Below are 17,918 nucleotides of genomic sequence, written 5' to 3' on the forward strand. Positions count from 1 at the left end.
CCTTGCCCCATCCTCAAAAGAAGCATGGAAACAATGTCACGCAAGACCTATCAGGAATGGCAAAGCTTGGCCGAGACGGCCAGATTGCCGGTCGATCTGTTCATTGACGGTAAATCGCGCGCCGCGTCGGATGGCGCGCGCTTCACCAAGCGCAATCCCGCCACCAACGCGGTGCTGGGGGAGGTGGCGCAAGCTGGTCAGTCGGATATCGATGCCGCTGTGCGGGCTGCCCGGGCGGCCTATGAGGATCGACGCTGGCGCGGCAAGAGCCTGGCCGAGCGGCGGGACATTCTGTTGCGCCTCACGGCGCTGATCGAGGCGAACACCGACCGGCTGGCCCTGGCTGAGAGCCTGGATATGGGCAAGCCGGTGGAGGAGGCCGCCGCCATCGACATTCCCGGCGCCGCCGCCGTTTGGCGGTTTTACGCCGAGGCGATCGACAAGGTGAATGGCGAGGTCGCACCCACCGACACGGGCAATCTCGCCATCGTCACGCGCGAGCCGCTGGGGGTTGTCGGCGCCATCGTGCCCTGGAACTTCCCGTTCGACATGGCGGCGTGGAAATGCGCGCCAGCCCTGGCGGCTGGCAACAGCGTGGTGCTGAAACCATCCGAGCGTTCTCCCTTCACCGCGTTGATCCTGGCGGAACTGGCGCGCGAGGCGGGATTGCCGGACGGTGTGCTGAACATCGTCACCGGCTTCGGGCATCAGGCGGGCAAGGCGCTGGCGCTGCATGATGATGTGGACTGCCTGGCCTTCACGGGTTCCACCCGCACCGGCCGCGCGTTGATGGGGTATTCGGGGCAGAGCAATCTCAAGCAGGTCTGGCTGGAGCTGGGCGGCAAGAGCCCCAACCTGATCTTCGCTGACGCGGATCTGGACAAGGCGGCGGAGCTGGCGGCCATGGCCATCTTCTTCAATGCCGGGCAGATCTGTTCGGCCAACTCCCGTTTGCTGGTGGAAAAGAGCGTGGCGGAGGCTTTCACGGCCAGGCTGGTGGAACAGGCGGCGGGTTACCAGCCCGGCGATCCGCTGAATCCCGTAAGCCGCATGGGCGCGCTGGTCGATACGGCTCATCTCACCCAGGTACTGGGTCATGTGGAGACCGCGAAAGCCAGCGCGTCCCTTGTCTGTGGCGGTCAGGCGGCGGATCTGCCGGGTGCCTTCATGCAGCCTACGATCTTCACCGGCATGAAGGCCGATGCCGCGCTGCTGCGCGACGAGGTCTTCGGCCCCGTGCTCGCCGTGGTGCCTTTCGAGACGGAGGAGGAGGCCGTCCGTCTCGCCAATGACAGCGTCTACGGTCTGGCCGCTTCGGTCTGGACACAGGATGTCAGCCGGGCCTTGCGCGTGGCGGCGGCGCTGCGCGTGGGCACGGTCTCCGTCAACACGGTGGATGCGTTGAGCCCGCAAACGCCATTCGGCGGGGTCCGCCAGTCTGGCTTCGGGCGGGATCTCTCACTGCACGCGTTGGAGAAATTCTCCGCGTTGAAAACCACCTGGATCAAATATTCATGAGCAACGATCTACGCGCGGCGTTTCTCGCCGGGATGGGCCATGTCGCCTGCACGGTGAATGTCATCACCACCGATGGCCCGGCCGGGCGCCTGGGGGTCACGGTCTCGGCCATGTCTTCCGTCTCGGCGGACGGGCCGCACCCCACGCTGCTGGTTTGCGTGCATCATCTTTCCACGGCGGCGCGGGCCATCGCGGAGAATGGCGTGTTCTGCGTGAATGTGCTGCGGGCGGACCAGGCGCATATCTCCGATCATTTCGCCGGGCGGGTGAAGGCGGAGGATAAATTCTCCTGCGCGGACTGGGCGGTTTGCGCGAATGGCGCGCCGCGCCTGGCGGACCCCCTGGCGGCGTTTGAATGCGATATGCTGCTGGATCAGCGTATCGGCACGCATCATGTGTTTTACGGCGCGGTGAGGCAACTGCATTTCGGCCGGCAGGGCCAGACGCTCATCTATGCCGCGCGCAATTATGGCGTGCCCGGCGTGTTGCCCGTCCCCTGAGGCCTCACCAGAGGCCGCAATATTCTTCCGACCCCTCCAGATTTCGGCCCGGCTTCGCATCCGGGCCGATTTCCTTCAACCAGCCGTCGGGCGCGCCATGGCGGGGGGGTGCACCGCAATTCGTATGGACCCAATCCATGCCCATTCGTCCGGAGTTGGCCCGGTAGAGCTTGCCGCAAAGCGAAAGCCTGTCGCCAGGGCGCAGGTTCGAGAGCGGTGCCGGCACATCTCCAGGAGCCGCGTCGTAACCGGCGGCGAAGACATTGTCGGCGCGGATGTCATATGTCTGCCCATCCTCCCCCCGGAGTAGGATCTTGGTGTGGGAGAGCGCCACGCCATGCTTATATTGCCTGGCCCGCACATAAAAAGGCCCATGCGCGATGGTTCCGGTGAGGTAGGTGCCACCCTGGGCCGTGCATTGTCGCGCCTCGTCCGCCCAAGCGGCGGGGGCGGCGCAAAGCCAGGCGAGGGCGATGAGCCAGCGTGTCATGGCGCCATCCCCTAGCACGGCGGCACCCCGCGCCAAAGTGCAAGACATTGTTTCCAGCCCGGTCATGCCCATGTGGAGGGGACGGTGTGAAGCGGGCAGTGTGAAGCGGGCACGGCCAGGAGAGAGAGATGAGCCAGATCGATGCGGCGCGGGCGGGAACATTCAAAATCGGCGGCGATCAGGAGGTGGCGCGGCTTGGCTTCGGGGCCATGCGCATCACGGGCCCAGGCATCTGGGGCCAGCCGTCGGATCAGGCGGAGGCGCTGCGCACATTGCGCCGTGTGCCCGAGCTGGGAATTGATCTCATCGACACGGCGGATTCCTACGGGCCGGATGTCTCCGAGCAGCTCATTCGTGAAGCGTTGCATCCCTACGGCACGCTGCGTATCGCCACCAAGGGCGGGCTGACCCGTTCCGGCCCCAACCAATGGGCGCCAAAGGGCGATCCGGCTTATCTGATCGGCCAGGCCCGCCGCAGCCGGGAGACGCTGGGGGTCGAAGCCATCGATCTCTGGCAATTGCACAGGATCGACCCGGCCATTCCCTCCGGTGAGCAATTCGCCGCCGTGCGGGCCTTGTTGGATGAAGGCGTGATCCGTCACGCGGGTTTGAGCGAGGTTTCGGTGGCGCAGATCGAGGCGGCGCGGAAAATTTTTCCCGTGGCCACCGTGCAGAACCGTTATAACCTGTCCGATCGCGCCAGCGAGGATGTGCTGAATTATTGCGAGCAATGCGGTATCGGCTTCATCCCCTGGTACCCCCTGGCGGCTGGCAAGCTGGCCGGTCCGGGCACGTTGCTGGATGGAATCGCCAGCGCGCACAAGGCGAGCGCGGGGCAGATCGCGCTGGCGTGGCTATTGCGCCGCAGCGCGGTGATGCTGCCGATTCCGGGTACCGGCAAGGTCAGGCATCTGGAGGAAAATACCGCGGCGGCCTCCATTCATCTGACGGAGGCGGAATTCGACGCCCTGGCGAAGGCAGGCACGGCAGGTGCCGCCGGGGGCGGCTGAATCTCCGGCACATGGCTGCCATGGGGTGACCGGATTGGGGGGCGCTCCGGCGGGACGTAACATCCGGCGTGATTGTCACGGAGGGTGAAAATGAGCGGGGAAATCCAAAAAGTCGCGGTCATCGGCACAGGCGTCATCGGCGCGAGCTGGAGCGCTCTGTTTCTGGCCAGGGGGCTCGATGTCATCGCCACGGATCCCGCGCCGGGCGCCGAGGCGCGGTTGCGCGATTATATCGCCACGGCTTGGCCCGCATTGGTGGCGCTGGGCGCCGTGGCGCCAGGCGGCACGCCTGAGCGTCTGAGTTTCACGGCGGCGCTTTCCGGTATCTCGGGGGCCGATTTCGCCCAGGAGAACGGGCCGGAGCGTCTGCCCTTCAAGCAGGATCTCTACCGTCAGCTCGATGAAATACTGCCGCCGGAGGTGATCATCGCCACCAGCTCATCCGGTCTCACCATGACGGACATCCAGAAAGGCTGCGCCCGTCATCCAGAGCGCTGTCTGGTTGGCCATCCCTTCAACCCGCCGCATTTGATTCCGCTGGTGGAGCTTGTCGCCGGGCAAAAAACCGCGCCGCAGAGCGTGTGCCGCGCGGATGAATTCTATACCGGCCTGGGCAAGCGGACGATCAGGCTGAACAAGGAGGTGCCCGGCCATGTGGCCAACAGGCTGCAAGGCGTGCTGGTGCGCGAGATCATCTCGCTGGTGAATGAAGGGGTGGTGAGCGTGGCCGACGCGGATGCCGCCTGCTCCTGGGGGCCTGGGCTGCGCTGGGGGGTCATGGGGCCGGTGATGCTCAACCATCTTGGCGGCGGGGAGGGAGGGATTGAGCATTTCTACGCTCAGTTCGCCAAGCCGTTGGAAACATGGTGGACGCCGCTGGCACCGTTGGCGTTCACGCCGGATGTCCAGCAACGCATGATCGAGGGGCTGCGCGCGGAAGTGGCGGGCCGGACTGTCCAGTCATTGGCGGCGGAGCGCGATGCGCTTCTCCTGGCATTGCTCAAGGCCCGGCGGGAGCGTGAGGATGCCTGAAAAGAGTGAGGGACGGCTCCAGAGAGCCCCTTGAAAAACGCTCGAAAATTTTTGGATTTGGCCCTTTTTTGAAAAAGACCGGAAATAACGGGAGCACTTTCATGAAAGTACTCCCGTTCGGGCAAGGATTTTGATTATTTCAAGTCTGGCTTGAACTCAGCGCGGCGTGGGTCAGAACGGGATCTCATCGTCCAGATCGGTGCTGGGGCGTGTGTCCCAGCCACCCACGGCCCGGGCCGGGGTCTTTGCCGCGGGGGTGGCGGCGCGCGGCGCATAATCCTCTCCCATGCCAGCGCCCATGCCGGCACCGCCGCCGGGACGGTCCAGCAGGACCAGTTCGCCATTGAAGCGGCCGATCATGATCTCGGTCGTATAGCGGTCCTGGCCCGATTGGTCGGTCCATTTGCGGGTCTGCAACTTGCCTTCCAGATAAACCTTGGAGCCCTTGCGCAGATATTTCTCCGCCACGTCGCCCAGCCGGTCGTTCATGATGACGACGCGGTGCCACTCGGTCAGCTCCTTGCGCTCCCCGCTCATCTTGTCGTTCCAGCTTTCAGAGGTCGCCACCGCCAGATTCACGATTTTCATGCCGGATTGGGTGTTGCGGACCTCCGGGTCGCGCCCCAGATTGCCCACGATAATCACCTTGTTCACACTGCCAGCCACACGGACCTCCACAACTCGAAAATGTTTTCCAGAATAGCGCATCGGGCTGTTTCTGGCCAGCGCGCGCTTCAACCCAGGTCATCCTGGAGCATGGAATTGCTTTGTAGGCCAACACCTCCTATTCTTCAAGAACATTACACGAACATTTGGGGCAGATATGGCGGCTGAGCAGAAGGGCGCGGGGTTCATCACCGTGCGTGGCGCGCGTGAGCATAACCTCAAGAATATCGATATTCAGATCCCCCGTGAGAAATTGACCGTCATCACCGGTCTCTCCGGCTCCGGTAAATCCTCCCTGGCGTTCGACACCATCTATGCCGAGGGCCAGCGCCGCTATGTGGAAAGTCTATCCGCCTATGCCCGCCAGTTCCTGGAATTGATGGGCAAGCCGGATGTGGACAGTATCGAGGGATTGTCCCCCGCCATCTCCATCGAGCAGAAAACCACCTCCAAGAATCCCCGCTCCACGGTCGGCACGGTCACGGAAATCCATGACTATATGCGCCTGCTCTGGGCGCGCGCGGGGGTGCCCTATTCGCCCGCCACCGGTTTGCCGATCGAGGCGCAAACGGTCAGCCAGATGGTGGACCGGGTGATGGCGATGCAAGAAGGCATGCGCCTCCTGCTGCTCGCGCCGGTGATTCGCGGCCGCAAGGGCGAATACAAGAAGGAGCTGGCGGAGTTCCAGCGCAAGGGGTTCACCCGCGCGAAGATCGACGGAAAGATTTACGAGATCGACCAGGCCCCGGCTCTGAACAAGAAGCTCAAGCACGACATCGAGGTGGTGGTGGACCGTCTGGTGGTGAAGCCGGGTCTGGAACAGCGCCTGGCCGACAGCTTCGAGACCGCCCTGGGGCTGGCGGATGGTATCGTCTATGCCGAAAATCACGACACGCAGGAACGCACGGTCTTCTCCTCGCGTTTCGCCTGCCCGGTTTCCGGTTTCACCATCGAAGAGATCGAGCCGCGTCTCTTTTCCTTCAACTCCCCGCACGGGGCCTGCCCGGTCTGCGACGGGCTGGGGCATGAGATCTATTTCGACCCGCATCTCGTCGTTCCGGATGAGCGGCGCGCGCTGGACGACAGCGCCATCGCCCCCTGGGCCAACGCGCAATCGCCTTATTACGACCAGACCATCGCCGCCATCGCCAAACATTATGGCGTGAAGCTCGCCACCGCCTGGGAGGATGTGCCCGAGGAAGTCCGGGATGTTTTTCTCCATGGCTCGGGCAAGGAAGACATCAAATTCACCTACAAGGACAGCGCGCGCGCCTACAATGTCGTCAAGCCCTTCGAGGGTGTCATTAAAAATCTTGAACGCCGCTATAAGGAAACGGACTCCGCCTGGGTGCGCGAGGAACTGTCCCGCTATCATGCCGAGCGTCCTTGCGCCGCCTGCCACGGCGCGCGCCTGAAGCCGGAAGCCCTGGCGGTGAAGGTGGCGGAGAAAAACCTGGCCGAGGTGGCGGAATTATCCATCGACGAGGCGCGGGACTGGTTTGGCGAGGTCGCGGCCACGCTGACCAAGCAGCGTTTGGAAATCGCCCGGCGGATCCTGAAGGAAATCGAGGAGCGGCTGCAATTCCTGCTCGATGTGGGGTTGAATTATCTTACCTTGGCGCGCGGCTCGGCCACGCTGTCGGGCGGAGAGAGCCAGCGCATTCGTCTGGCCAGCCAAATCGGCTCCGGCCTCACCGGTGTGCTCTATGTGCTGGACGAGCCTTCCATCGGACTGCACCAGCGCGACAATGAGCGCCTTCTGGGCACGCTGGAGCGGCTCAAGCGCCTCGGCAACACCGTGCTGGTGGTCGAGCATGACGAGGATGCGATCCGCGCCGCCGATCATCTGGTGGATATGGGGCCCGGCGCTGGGGTGAATGGCGGGCATGTCATCGCCCAGGGCAGCCCCCGGCAGGTCGCGGCCAACCCCAACTCCGTCACCGGGGCGTATCTGTCGGGCCGGCGCGCCATCCCCGTGCCCGCCCGCCGCCCGGCGCGGAAGAACCGCTGCATCAAGCTCGTCGGCGCCAAGGGCAATAATCTCAAGAATGTCACGGCGGACTTTCCTCTTGGCTTGTTCACCTGCGTCACCGGTGTTTCCGGTGGCGGTAAATCCACGCTGGTGATCGACACGCTCTACAAGGCCCTCTCGCGCCGGTTGATGGGGTCGGGCGCGGTGCCGTCTCCCTTCGAGAAAATCGAGGGCATGGACCAGCTCGATAAGATCATCGATATCGACCAGTCTCCCATCGGCCGGACCCCGCGCTCCAACCCCGCCACCTACACGGATCTGTTCGCCCCCATTCGCGACTGGTTCGCCGAAATGCCCGAGAGCCGCGCGCGCGGCTACAAGCCGGGCCGCTTCTCCTTCAACGTCAAGGGCGGGCGTTGTGAGGCCTGCCAGGGCGACGGCGTGCTGAAGATCGAGATGCATTTCCTGCCGGACGTGTTTGTCACCTGCGATACCTGCAAGGGCAAGCGCTACAACCGTGAGACGCTGGAGGTGAAATTTCGCGGCAAATCCATCGCCGATGTGCTGGATATGTCGGTGGACGAGGCGCTGGCCTTCTTCTCCGCCGTGCCGAAGATCCATGACCGGCTCAGTATCCTGGCCCGCGTCGGGCTGGGCTATATCAAGCTCGGTCAGCAGGCCACCACGCTCTCCGGCGGTGAGGCGCAGCGCATCAAGCTGGCCAAGGAGCTGGCGCGCCGCGCCACCGGCCGCACGCTCTATATTCTGGACGAGCCGACCACCGGCCTGCATTTCGAGGATATCCGCAAGCTGCTGGAGGTGCTGCACGCGCTGGTGGATGCGGGCAACAGCATCATCGTGATCGAGCATAATCTCGAAGTCATCAAAACCGCCGATCATATCATCGACATCGGTCCGGAAGGCGGGGCAGGGGGCGGGCGGATCATCGCCACCGGCACACCCGAGCAGATCGCGGCCAGCGAAGGCAGCTATACCGGCAGGTTCCTGGCCCCTCTGTTGCAGGCAAAACCAGCAAAAACCAGAAAAAAGGCCTCATAGGGCCAAGCATGGACGTTCTGTTGCGCCCGCGCTACGGCTGGGGGGCATGACGTCCAGCCTCTCCCGCTTATCGCCGCCGCCCCGGATCGCGCTTATGTCCTGGTTCGGCACGTTTCTGTGCCAGGACACACAAGATGGCAGGCTGCTGCATCGCGGGCTGGAGAGCTTGCGGGATCGGCATTCGCTCCTGGGGCTGGAGCCGGAGGGTGAGGATTTCGTCCTCTCGCATGCGCATTGTCAGCCGCGAGACGCATTGCCCGGCGGGCCCGCCTTCAAGGCCGTGGCGGGCATGCGGCCGGGTTGCCTCACGCTGGCCGCCGGGCGGGGTTTCGTCACGGCTCAGCCGGATGGCGAATTACGGCTGAATACCTTGGAGGCTCGTGAATGGGAGCAGTTTTTGCCCGTCCAGGCGCGGGATCTGCTTTTGCTGCGAGAGATCCTGGCGCGCCGCTGGTCGTTGGAAGGACAATCCCCGGTTCCCGCCGGCCTGGCGGAATTTCAGCTTAAATTCGGGGATCGCTCCGTTGACCTCGCGGCCAATCTGCCGTTTCCCGCCGCCATGGATGGGGAGGCGCTGCGGCTCGTTACCGAGTTTGGCCCCTTGCTGGCGTGTCGTGCCCCGGATTCCGCCAGCGGCAAGCAGATCTGGATTAACCCGATGGGCAATATCGGTAACCGGGCGCTGCAATATCTCACCGCCGCCGGCATCGCCGCGCGGGTGCCCGGCGCTGACATTCGCAATCTGTTTCTGGAAATGTGGGGCCGGCATGAGCCCGCTCCGCGTCCGCGCGCCTGGGAGAGCGCCGCGACCGGCTCGCGTTATCATCTGGATATCGAGGGGCTGGCGGATTGTCTCATCCGTGGCGAGGCGAATGCGATCTGCATTGACGGCTATACGTTTCATCTTGACCATTACCCGCCTCGCGGCGCGTGCCGGGCCTTGTTCCCAGCTTCGTCGGGGGCGGAGACGGTGCGAGGTTTCGGGCCGCATGAGCTGGTTTGCAGCATACGCGGCGCGGAGATTCTACAGGCCCGGCACCCTGACTATTTTCCGCTTCCCCCCGCCTATTATGCCAGATTGCAGCAAGATAGCGGGCTCGACCTCGTCTTCTTCGGTCAGCTTGGCGACGACCCTTACAGCCTTTCATTGCGGGCGGCTTTTCCAAGGGCCCGTTTCGTGTCCAGCGTCAATCAAAATCACGATTTCGAGGTTTTGCGCCGTTCGCGCAACGTGGCGCTCAGTATCTCCACCTTTGCCTGGCTCGCGGCCTGGCTGGGCGAGGCGGAGCGTATTTATCTGCCTGTTGGCGGCATGTTCAGCCCGGCTCAGCATCCCGGCCAGTTCTATCTGCCGCTTGACGAACCGGCTTACCGTTACGTGCTGCTGCCGCCAGTGACATCCTTCAATCTGGAGGAAGAGCCGGCGCGGTTTTGGCTGATGCAGGATCTGCTGGCCCGGCGGGCGCGTTTCATCGGCGTGGAGGAGCTGCGTGGCCTGTCGGCCCGCGCCGCGAGATTCGGCAAGGGCCGGGCGCGGGTGAAAGATTTTAACGGTGCGGCCTATCTGGCCGCGAATCCGGATGTCGCGAACGAGGTGCGGGCCCTGCGGGCCACCGCGCTGGGGCATTATCTCACGGTCGGCGTGGATGAACACCGCCTGGTACGGCCTTTCGACCCGCTTTTTTATGCCGACACCTATCCGGATGCCGCGGACGCCGTGGCATTGGCGCATTATCCCAGCCTGTTCGCCCATTTCCTGGCGGAGGGAGAGGGGTTGGGTTACCTGCCCGGACCGTGATTATTCCGTCTGCGCGGCTGAAAGAGAACTGGCGCCGGATGCACGCGTCGCCGTGGGGTCGCCATAAACCGCGGCCGCGCGCTTGAGAAACGCATTCACCATCAGATGCACCGCCTCGGTGAAGACCGCGCCGATGGCTTTTTGCAGAATGACGTTGCGGAACTCGAAATCCACGAAAAAATCGACCTGGCTGCCTTGGCCCCGGGGCGCGAAATCCCAGCGATTATGCAGGTATTTGAACGGGCCCTTTTCATATTCCACCCGGATGGCGCATGGGCCTTGCCCGTCCCCGGGCAGCAGCGTCACCCGGCTGGTGAAGCTTTCCCGGAACGGGCCGAAGCCGATCGTCAGATCCGCGATCATCAGATTATTCACATGGCTGCGCACGCGCGCGCCCACGCACCAGGGCAGGAATTTTGGATATTTCCCGACATCGGCCACCAGCGCGTAGAGTTGCTGCGCGCTGTAGGGGACGAGTTTCTGTTGCGCGTATTTGGTCATCCGTGAATGACCGTCAGGCCGCCAATTGTTTCGCCCGGGCGGCGCGCAGCCCCTCGAAATCCGCATCCGCATGGTAGGAGGAGCGGGTAAGGGGCGTGGCCGCCACCTGCAGGAACCCCTTGGCGCGGGCCATGGCGGCGAGTTCCTCGAACTCTTCCGGTGTCCAGAATTTTTCCACCGCCGCGTGCTTCACGGTCGGCTGCAGATATTGACCGATGGTGATGAAATCCACATCCGCGATGCGCAGATCGTCCATCACCTGGGAGATTTCCGGCTTGCTTTCGCCAAGCCCCACCATCAGCCCTGATTTGGTGAAGATCGACGGGTCGATCTGCTTCACCTGGTCCAGCAGACGGATGGATTGGTAATAGCGCGCACCGGGGCGGATGGTGGGGTAGAGGCGCGGCACCGTTTCGAAATTATGGTTGAATACGTCCGGCTTGGCGCGGGCGACGGTCTCCACGGAGCCCGGCTTGCGCAAAAAGTCCGGCGTGAGGATCTCGATGGTCGTCTCCGGTGCCGCCACGCGCACCGCCGCGATCACCGCGGCGAAATGCGCCGCTCCGCCATCGGGCACGTCGTCGCGGTCGACGGAGGTAATGACCACATGCTTCAGCCCCATCTGCGCCACGGCTTCCGCCACGCGCTTTGGCTCATCAATGTCCAAAGGTGCTGGCAGGCCGGTGGAGACATTGCAGAAGGAACAGGCGCGCGTGCAGATCTCGCCCATGATCATCATGGTCGCATGGCGCTGGGACCAGCATTCCCCGATATTCGGGCAAGCCGCCTCCTCGCACACGGTGGTGAGTTTTTTGTCCCGCATCAACGCCTTGGTCTCGTGATATACGGGGTGGGTCGGCGCTTTCACGCGGATCCATGACGGCTTGCGGGCAATCGGGTTGTCCGGGCGGTGTTGCTTTTCCGGGTGGCGGACCCGATGGTCGATCTCGATACGTGTGGCCATTTCCGTTTTTACCTAAAAAAGCGCCCCCTTGCGGGGGCGCCGGGTAGATTAGAAGTGGATGACCCGCCCGAAGGCGTCAAGCACGGATTCATGCATGGCTTCCGAGATGGTGGGGTGAGGGAACACCGTTTCCATCAATTCGGCTTCCGTGGTTTCCAGCTGACGGGCGATCACATAGCCCTGGATCATCTCTGTCACCTCCGCGCCGATCATGTGCGCGCCCAGCAGCGCGCCGGTCTTGGCGTCGAACACGGTCTTCACCAAACCTTCAGGCTCGCCCAGGGCAATGGCCTTGCCGTTGCCGATGAAGGGGAAACGGCCGATCTTCACCTCGTGACCCTGTTCCTTGGCCTTGGCCTCGGTCAGGCCCACGCTGGCCACCTGCGGGTGGGCATAGGTGCAGCCGGGGATGTTCCAGGTCTCGAACGGGTGCGGTTTGAGGCCCGCGATGTTTTCAACGCAGACAATCGCCTCATGGCTGGCCTTGTGCGCCAGCCAGGGCGGCCCCGCGAGGTCGCCGATGGCATACACGCCCGTCTCGCCGGTCTGGCCATGGCCATCCACAACAACGTGGGTGCGCTCCACCACCACCTTGGTGCCTTCCAGCCCGATATTCTCGACATTGCCGACAATCCCGACCGCCGAAATCACCGTCTCGACCTCGAAAACCTGCGTCTTGCCGCCGGCCTCGACCGTCACCTTCACGGCATTCGCTCCCTTCTCGGCCTTCTTCACCACGGCGGAGGTGAGAATCTTGATGCCTTGCTTCTCGAAGGCCTTGCGCGCCAGGGCGGAGATTTCGGCGTCCTCGACCGGCATGATCCGGTCGACCATCTCCACCACCGTCACATCCACGCCCAGCGTGTTGTAGAAGCTGGCGAACTCGATGCCGATGGCGCCCGAGCCCATGATCAGCATGGATTTCGGCAAGGTTTGCGGCACCATCGCCTCGAAATAGGAGATGATCTGCTTGCCATCCACTTCCAGCCCCGGAATCTGGCGCGGCCGCGCCCCGGTTGCCAGGATGATATGCGGGGATTCCAGCTCCGCCACGGGTTTGCCGTCCTTGGTGACGGAAAGCTTGCCCTTGCCGGCCAGCTTGCCAAAGCCGTCATACACGGTAACCTTGTTCTTCTTCATCAGGTGGCCGATGCCCGAGGAAAGCTGCTTGGAAACAGCGCGTGAGCGCGCCACCACCTTCGCCAGATCCACCTTCACATCGCCAACCGAGAGGCCGAACGCATCGGCATGGTCGATCAGATGCTTTACCTCGGCCGAGCGCAGCAGCGCCTTGGTGGGGATGCAGCCCCAGTTCAGGCAGATGCCGCCCAGATGTTTGGCCTCGACCAGCGCCACTTTCAGCTTGAGCTGCGCGGCGCGGATGGCGGCGACATAGCCGCCCGGCCCGCCGCCCACCACGATCACGTCGAATTTATCAGCCATTTTGGAGTTCCTTTTTTATGCCGTTTTTTAAAAAAAGCGGCGCAAAAAACTTTTGCGACTTTGGGCCTGGGGCGTGGCGGAGCCAAAGCCTCAGGCCCGAAGGGATCAGAGCATCAGGCTCAGCGGCTCTTCGATCAGGGCCTTCAGGGTTTGCAGGAATTCAGCGCCCAGCGCGCCATCGACCACGCGGTGGTCGGTGGAGAGGGTGACGCTCATCACCGTGGCGATCTTGATCTCATCGCCCTTCACCACCGCGCGCTTCTCACCGGCCCCCACGGCCAGAATGGCTGCCTGCGGCGGGTTGATGATGGCGCAGAAATCCTTGATCCCGTACATGCCGAGATTGGAGATGGAGAAGCCGCCGCCCTGGAATTCCTCAGGCTTCAGCTTGCCGGCCTTTGCACGGCTGGCCAGATCCTTCATCGCGTTGGAAATCCCGGCCAGGCCCAGCTTGTCCGCGCCCTTGACGATCGGAGTGATCAGACCATCCGGAATGGCAACCGCCACTGAGATGTCGACCTCGTCGTACTGAATGATCGCCTCGTCGGTCCAGGAGGCATTCACCGCCGGGTGCCGGGCCAGGGCAACGCCGCAGGCCTTGATGACGAGGTCGTTCACCGAGAGCTTGAACGCACCCGGACCGTCCTTGGGGGACTTGCCGTTCAGCTCGCCGCGCAGGGTCAGCAGCTTGTCCAGCTCGATATCCACCGTGAGGTAGAAATGCGGGACATTCTGCTTGGACTCCGCCAGGCGCTTGGCGATGACCTTGCGCATGGTGGAGTTCGGAATCTTCTTGTGCGGCGCGGTGATGACCGGTGCCGGTGCCTTCGCGGCTGGAGCGGCGGCGGGTGCCGGAGCGGCCTCGGCCTTCGGCGCGGTGGCGGGCTTGCCCTCCACGTCGGCCTTCACGATCCGCCCGTTCGGGCCGGAGCCCTTGATGGTGGACAGGTCGATACCGCTCTGCTTGGCGATGCGCTTGGCCAGCGGCGAGGCGAAGATCCGCTCGCCCGGCGCGGTGGGAGCCGTCGTGGCCGGAGCCGGTGAGGCGGCCTTGGGTTCCTCCTTCGGCGCGTCCGCCTTCGCGGCGGGCGCGGGCATGGGGGCGGGGCCCTCCACCGTCTCGCCCTTCTCGGCGGTGATCACGCCGATCACGCTGTTCACCGCAACCCCCTCAGTGCCCTCCGGCACCAGGATCTTGGCGAGGAACCCCTCATCCACGGCTTCCACTTCCATGGTCGCCTTGTCGGTCTCGATCTCGGCGATCACATCGCCGGATTTGATTTCCTCGCCTTCCTTCTTCACCCATTTGGCGAGCTTGCCCTCGGTCATGGTCGGCGAAAGGGCGGGCATCAGGATATTAATGGCCATGTTGGAGCGCCTCCCGGATCAGAACAGTTTCTTCACGGCGTCCACCACCCAGTCGGGTTGGGGCAACGCCAGTTTTTCAAGATTCGCGGCATAAGGCATCGGCACATCCACGCCCGCCACGCGTGCCGGCGGGGCGTCCAGCCAGTCGAAACAATTCTCGACCACGGTGGCGACGATCTCGGAGCCGATACCCGCGAACGGCCAGCCCTCTTCCAGCGAGACGATGCGCGAGGTCTTCCTCACCGAGGCGGCGATGGTCTCGACATCCAGCGGGCGGATGGTGCGCAAATTGATGACTTCGGCGGAGATGCCCTGCTCGGCCAGCTTGTCCGCCGCCTTCAGCGCCGTGTCCACCATGATGGAGAAAGCGGTGATGGTCACATCCGTGCCCTGGCGTTCAATCTTGGCCTTGCCGATCGGCAGGATGAAATCCTCGTCTTCCGGCACCTCGAAGCTATGGCCGTACAGGATCTCGTTTTCGAGGAAGATCACCGGGTTCGGGTCGCGGATGGCCGCGCGCAGCAGGCCCTTGGCATCGGCCGCGGACCAGGGGGCGATGACCTTCAGGCCCGGGCAATGCGCGTACCAGGAGGCATAGCACTGGCTGTGCTGGGCCGCGACGCGCGCCGCCGCGCCGTTCGGGCCGCGAAAGACGATGGGCGCGCCCATCTGTCCGCCGGACATATAAAGCGTCTTGGCGGCGGAGTTGATGATCTGATCGATCGCCTGCATGGCGAAATTGAAGGTCATGAACTCCAGGATCGGCTTCAGCCCGTTCATCGCCGCTCCCACGGCCATGCCGGTGAAGCCATGCTCGGTAATGGGGGTGTCGATCACGCGGCGGGGGCCGAACTCATCCAGCAGACCCTGGGAGATCTTATAGGCGCCTTGATACTGGGCGACTTCCTCGCCCATCAGGAACACATCCTTGTCGGCGCGCATTTCCAGCGCCATGGCTTCGCGCAGGGCCTCGCGCACGGTCATGGTCTTGGTCGGGCCCCATTCCTTTTCCACCGGCTCCTGCGGCGTGGCGGGGGCGTGGTGCCTGGGCGCGGGAGCGGCCGGGGCAGGGGCCTCGGCTTTCGGCGCGGGGGCGGGCTTGGCGGGCTCCGCGCCGCCGTTCAGCTGCGCGATCACCGCATTCACCGCCACGCCCTCGGTGCCTTCCGGCACCAATATGGCGGTCAGGGTTCCCTCGTCCACGGCTTCCACTTCCATGGTCGCCTTATCGGTCTCGATCTCGGCCAGCACATCGCCGGACTTCACCTCGTCGCCCACCTTTTTCAGCCATTTGGCGAGCTTGCCCTCGGTCATGGTGGGGGAGAGGGCGGGCATCAGAATATCGGTCATGGCGTCTCAGCCCTCCACCAGCACGTCGGTATAAAGTTCAGCGGGGTCGGGCTCCGGCGAGCTTTGGGCGAATTCAGCCGCCTCCTGCACCCTGGCCTTCACGGCTTCGTCCAGCTTCTTCAGCTCGGCCTCGGAGAGACCCAGCTCCTCCAGCTTCTTCTTGGCGGCATCCAGGCAGTCATGCTCGGCGCGCATCTTCTGCACTTCCTCGCGGGTGCGGTACTTCGCCGGATCGGACATTGAATGCCCGCGATAGCGGTAGGTCTTCATTTCCAGCAGGAACGGCCCCTTGCCGGCGCGGCAATGCGCCACGGCCTGCTCGCCGGCCGCCTTCACGGCCAGTACATCCATGCCATCCACCGCCATGCTTGGCATGCCCCAGGGCTGGCCGTTATGGGACAGATCGTGTGAGGCGGAGGCGCGTTCGACCGAGGTGCCCATCGCGTAGCGGTTATTCTCGATCACATAAACGACGGGCAGCTTCAGCAGTGCCGCCAGATTATAGCTTTCATAGACCTGCCCCTGGTTGGAGGCGCCCTCGCCATAATAGGTCAGGCAGACATGGTCGTTTTCGCGGTACCAGTTGGAAAAGCCAAGGCCCGTGCCCAAGCTCACCTGCGCGCCCACGATACCGTGCCCGCCGAAGAAGCCCTTCTCCTTCGAGAACATGTGCATGGAGCCGCCCTTGCCCTTGGAATAGCCGCCGATGCGCCCGGTCAGTTCCGCCATGACACCTTTGGGGTCCATGCCGCAGGCCAGCATGTGGCCATGGTCGCGGTAGGAGGTGATGACCTCGTCGCCATCCTTCAGGCAATGCTGCATGCCGACCACGACGGCTTCCTGCCCGATATAAAGATGGCAGAACCCAGCGATGAGGCCCATGCCATAAAGCTGCCCGGCCTTCTCCTCGAAGCGGCGGATCAGCAGCATCCGCTCATAGGCGTTCAGCAATTCGTCCTTGCCCATCACCTCGACGGGCTTTTTCGTGGTTTTCCTGGTTTTGTCAGGGCTTGTGGCCATGTCTCTTGGCTCCCGGTTTATGCTCAGACTGTGAGGAGCTAGGCCAATGTTGCCGGACAGCGCAAGAGGCGGGTCTCAAAAAACCCTTTTCGCAATTGCAAAAAATCAAATTAACTGAATTGTGGTTAATTTCGGCTTCGCGCCGTGAGGGCGGGATGGCGGCTTGAAATAAAATTACAAAACCAAGTGGGCGAAGGCGTGTTGGCGCCAGGACTCACTTATAAAAGGAAACGATCATTCAGCCTTTTTGGCGGCGGGCAAATCGACCACCAGATCGTTCGGGTCGGACAGGTTCAGCACCTCGCGCGCCTGTTCGTCCAGCATATCCGGCTGGATGGACTGGCCGGCAAGATCCTTCACCTTGGTCTGCCACATCACCAGACGGCCATGCGTCGCCTCGGCGTTGGTCTGGGCGGATTGCAGCTGGGTGCGTTGCGCGGCCTGGGCCTCCAGCCCGCTTTTGCCATGCACGGCGTTCCAGCCGAAGTAATAGGTCAGCGCCAGGAAAATCGATGGCGCCACCAACCCACGGAGACGATTTTTGAGCGCGCGGAGCACGGAACATCCTTCAGGCGGACAGGGGCAAGGTCAATACGCCGAATCTTGAGTTATACGGTCACATTTCGCAAGGTTTTTTTGCTTCATATTCATGATTTTAATAAAGTTAATTCAATTTCATGCGGTGCCATGATTCCGCCGTGCTTGCGGCATGGTCTCGCCACGCCAAATTCTCCATATCGAGGGCAGGATTTGAAAGGGGGTAACCCGTCATGTTGAAAAAAATGCTGTTGGGTGCGGCGTTGGCCACGGGGCTGGCGGCCGTGAGCGCGGCTCCTGCCTTGGCGGATTGGGATCATCACGATGGCGGCCCTCCGGGCTGGGGCGGGCCTGGCCATGGCTATGGCCCGCCCGGCCATGGTCCTGGTCACGGCCCCGGTCATTGGGATGGGCATCCTTACCATGATTGGCAGGGCCATGGCTGGTGGGATGGCGGGCATCGTTGGCATTGGTATGCGGGCTGGGGCCCGGCTTATGGTTATGTCGGTCCCGTGCCGGTCTGGGGGCCGGGTGTGCCGGTCTATGCCGCGCCGCCACCGGCCTATTACGCTCCCCCTCCTCCGCCGGTCTATTACGCGCCGCCGCCCGTGGTGGTGGCGCCGGTCCCCTCCATCGTCATCACGCCTGGCGGGGTGGGCATCACCCCGTAAACGCGAAAGGCCGGCGCCA

The 17,918-nt window shown here is 63.3% G+C and carries 16 protein-coding genes; 7 read left to right on the top strand and 9 right to left on the bottom strand.

What is annotated here, in order from left to right; all coding sequences use genetic code 11:
* Nucleotides 1-33 precede the first annotated feature (33 nt).
* Both AB7D48_RS02255 and AB7D48_RS02260 read left to right on the top strand, forming a co-directional pair.
* Nucleotides 34-1,518, top strand: coding sequence for an aldehyde dehydrogenase (locus tag AB7D48_RS02255; RefSeq protein ID WP_427975690.1), 1,485 nt, complete (start codon nucleotides 34-36; stop codon nucleotides 1,516-1,518).
* A complete protein-coding gene (locus AB7D48_RS02260; protein ID WP_427975691.1) occupies nucleotides 1,515-2,018 on the top strand; it encodes a flavin reductase family protein in 504 nt (167 codons plus the stop codon). The genes AB7D48_RS02255 and AB7D48_RS02260 overlap by 4 nt, the downstream gene beginning before the upstream one ends.
* Nucleotides 2,019-2,022: 4 nt before the next feature.
* Here AB7D48_RS02260 and AB7D48_RS02265 read toward each other — a convergent pair whose 3' ends face one another.
* Nucleotides 2,023-2,508 carry a hypothetical protein gene (locus AB7D48_RS02265; RefSeq protein WP_427975692.1) on the bottom strand — a complete coding sequence of 162 codons (486 nt, stop codon included), beginning with the start codon at nucleotides 2,506-2,508 and terminating at the stop codon, nucleotides 2,023-2,025.
* Between the two features lie 128 nt (nucleotides 2,509-2,636).
* Between AB7D48_RS02265 and AB7D48_RS02270 the strand changes: the two genes are divergently transcribed.
* The gene (locus tag AB7D48_RS02270) at nucleotides 2,637-3,518 is read left to right on the top strand and encodes an aldo/keto reductase (RefSeq protein ID WP_427975693.1); all 882 of its coding nucleotides are present in this window, start codon (nucleotides 2,637-2,639) and stop codon (nucleotides 3,516-3,518) included.
* A 90-nt stretch (nucleotides 3,519-3,608) separates the two neighbouring features.
* A complete protein-coding gene (locus AB7D48_RS02275) occupies nucleotides 3,609-4,550 on the top strand; it encodes a 3-hydroxyacyl-CoA dehydrogenase NAD-binding domain-containing protein (protein ID WP_427975694.1) in 942 nt (313 codons plus the stop codon).
* 171 nt (nucleotides 4,551-4,721) lie between these two features.
* On the opposite strand, the gene ssb is transcribed toward AB7D48_RS02275, so the two are convergent.
* Nucleotides 4,722-5,216 carry a single-stranded DNA-binding protein gene (gene ssb, locus AB7D48_RS02280; protein WP_427975695.1) on the bottom strand — a complete coding sequence of 165 codons (495 nt, stop codon included), beginning with the start codon at nucleotides 5,214-5,216 and terminating at the stop codon, nucleotides 4,722-4,724.
* A gap of 157 nt (nucleotides 5,217-5,373) precedes the next feature.
* On the opposite strand from ssb, the gene uvrA reads away from it, so the two are divergent.
* Together uvrA and AB7D48_RS02290 are read left to right on the top strand one after the other, a co-directional pair.
* A complete protein-coding gene (gene uvrA, locus AB7D48_RS02285; RefSeq protein WP_427975696.1) occupies nucleotides 5,374-8,247 on the top strand; it encodes an excinuclease ABC subunit UvrA in 2,874 nt (957 codons plus the stop codon).
* 46 nt (nucleotides 8,248-8,293) lie between these two features.
* Complete coding sequence (locus AB7D48_RS02290) at nucleotides 8,294-10,045, top strand: hypothetical protein (protein WP_427975697.1); 1,752 nt, start codon at nucleotides 8,294-8,296, stop codon at nucleotides 10,043-10,045.
* Here AB7D48_RS02290 and AB7D48_RS02295 read toward each other — a convergent pair whose 3' ends face one another.
* From AB7D48_RS02295 to AB7D48_RS02325, 7 genes are all read right to left on the bottom strand, one after another.
* Nucleotides 10,046-10,546, bottom strand: coding sequence for a type II toxin-antitoxin system RatA family toxin (locus AB7D48_RS02295; protein ID WP_427975698.1), 501 nt, complete (start codon nucleotides 10,544-10,546; stop codon nucleotides 10,046-10,048).
* Nucleotides 10,547-10,559: 13 nt separating this feature from the next.
* Nucleotides 10,560-11,510 (bottom strand): lipoyl synthase, encoded by a 951-nt coding sequence (lipA, locus tag AB7D48_RS02300; RefSeq protein WP_427975699.1) that lies wholly within the window; start codon nucleotides 11,508-11,510, stop codon nucleotides 10,560-10,562.
* 48 nt (nucleotides 11,511-11,558) lie between these two features.
* Nucleotides 11,559-12,953 carry a dihydrolipoyl dehydrogenase gene (lpdA, locus tag AB7D48_RS02305; protein ID WP_427975700.1) on the bottom strand — a complete coding sequence of 465 codons (1,395 nt, stop codon included), beginning with the start codon at nucleotides 12,951-12,953 and terminating at the stop codon, nucleotides 11,559-11,561.
* Nucleotides 12,954-13,058: 105 nt separating this feature from the next.
* Complete coding sequence (locus tag AB7D48_RS02310; RefSeq protein ID WP_427975701.1) at nucleotides 13,059-14,321, bottom strand: pyruvate dehydrogenase complex dihydrolipoamide acetyltransferase; 1,263 nt, start codon at nucleotides 14,319-14,321, stop codon at nucleotides 13,059-13,061.
* A gap of 18 nt (nucleotides 14,322-14,339) precedes the next feature.
* Entirely contained in the window at nucleotides 14,340-15,671 is a 1,332-nt protein-coding gene (locus AB7D48_RS02315) for a pyruvate dehydrogenase complex E1 component subunit beta (protein ID WP_427975702.1), read from the bottom strand.
* 6 nt (nucleotides 15,672-15,677) lie between these two features.
* Complete coding sequence (gene pdhA, locus AB7D48_RS02320) at nucleotides 15,678-16,637, bottom strand: pyruvate dehydrogenase (acetyl-transferring) E1 component subunit alpha (RefSeq protein ID WP_427975899.1); 960 nt, start codon at nucleotides 16,635-16,637, stop codon at nucleotides 15,678-15,680.
* Between the two features lie 288 nt (nucleotides 16,638-16,925).
* The gene (locus tag AB7D48_RS02325) at nucleotides 16,926-17,249 is read right to left on the bottom strand and encodes an FtsB family cell division protein (protein WP_427975703.1); all 324 of its coding nucleotides are present in this window, start codon (nucleotides 17,247-17,249) and stop codon (nucleotides 16,926-16,928) included.
* 212 nt (nucleotides 17,250-17,461) lie between these two features.
* On the opposite strand from AB7D48_RS02325, the gene AB7D48_RS02330 reads away from it, so the two are divergent.
* On the top strand, nucleotides 17,462-17,899 hold the full coding sequence (locus tag AB7D48_RS02330) for a hypothetical protein (RefSeq protein ID WP_427975704.1): 438 nt from the start codon (nucleotides 17,462-17,464) through the stop codon (nucleotides 17,897-17,899).
* Nucleotides 17,900-17,918: the final 19 nt, after the last annotated feature.

It is taken from the genome of Acidocella sp. (genome assembly GCF_050253495.1).
Lineage (GTDB): Bacteria > Pseudomonadota > Alphaproteobacteria > Acetobacterales > Acetobacteraceae > Acidocella.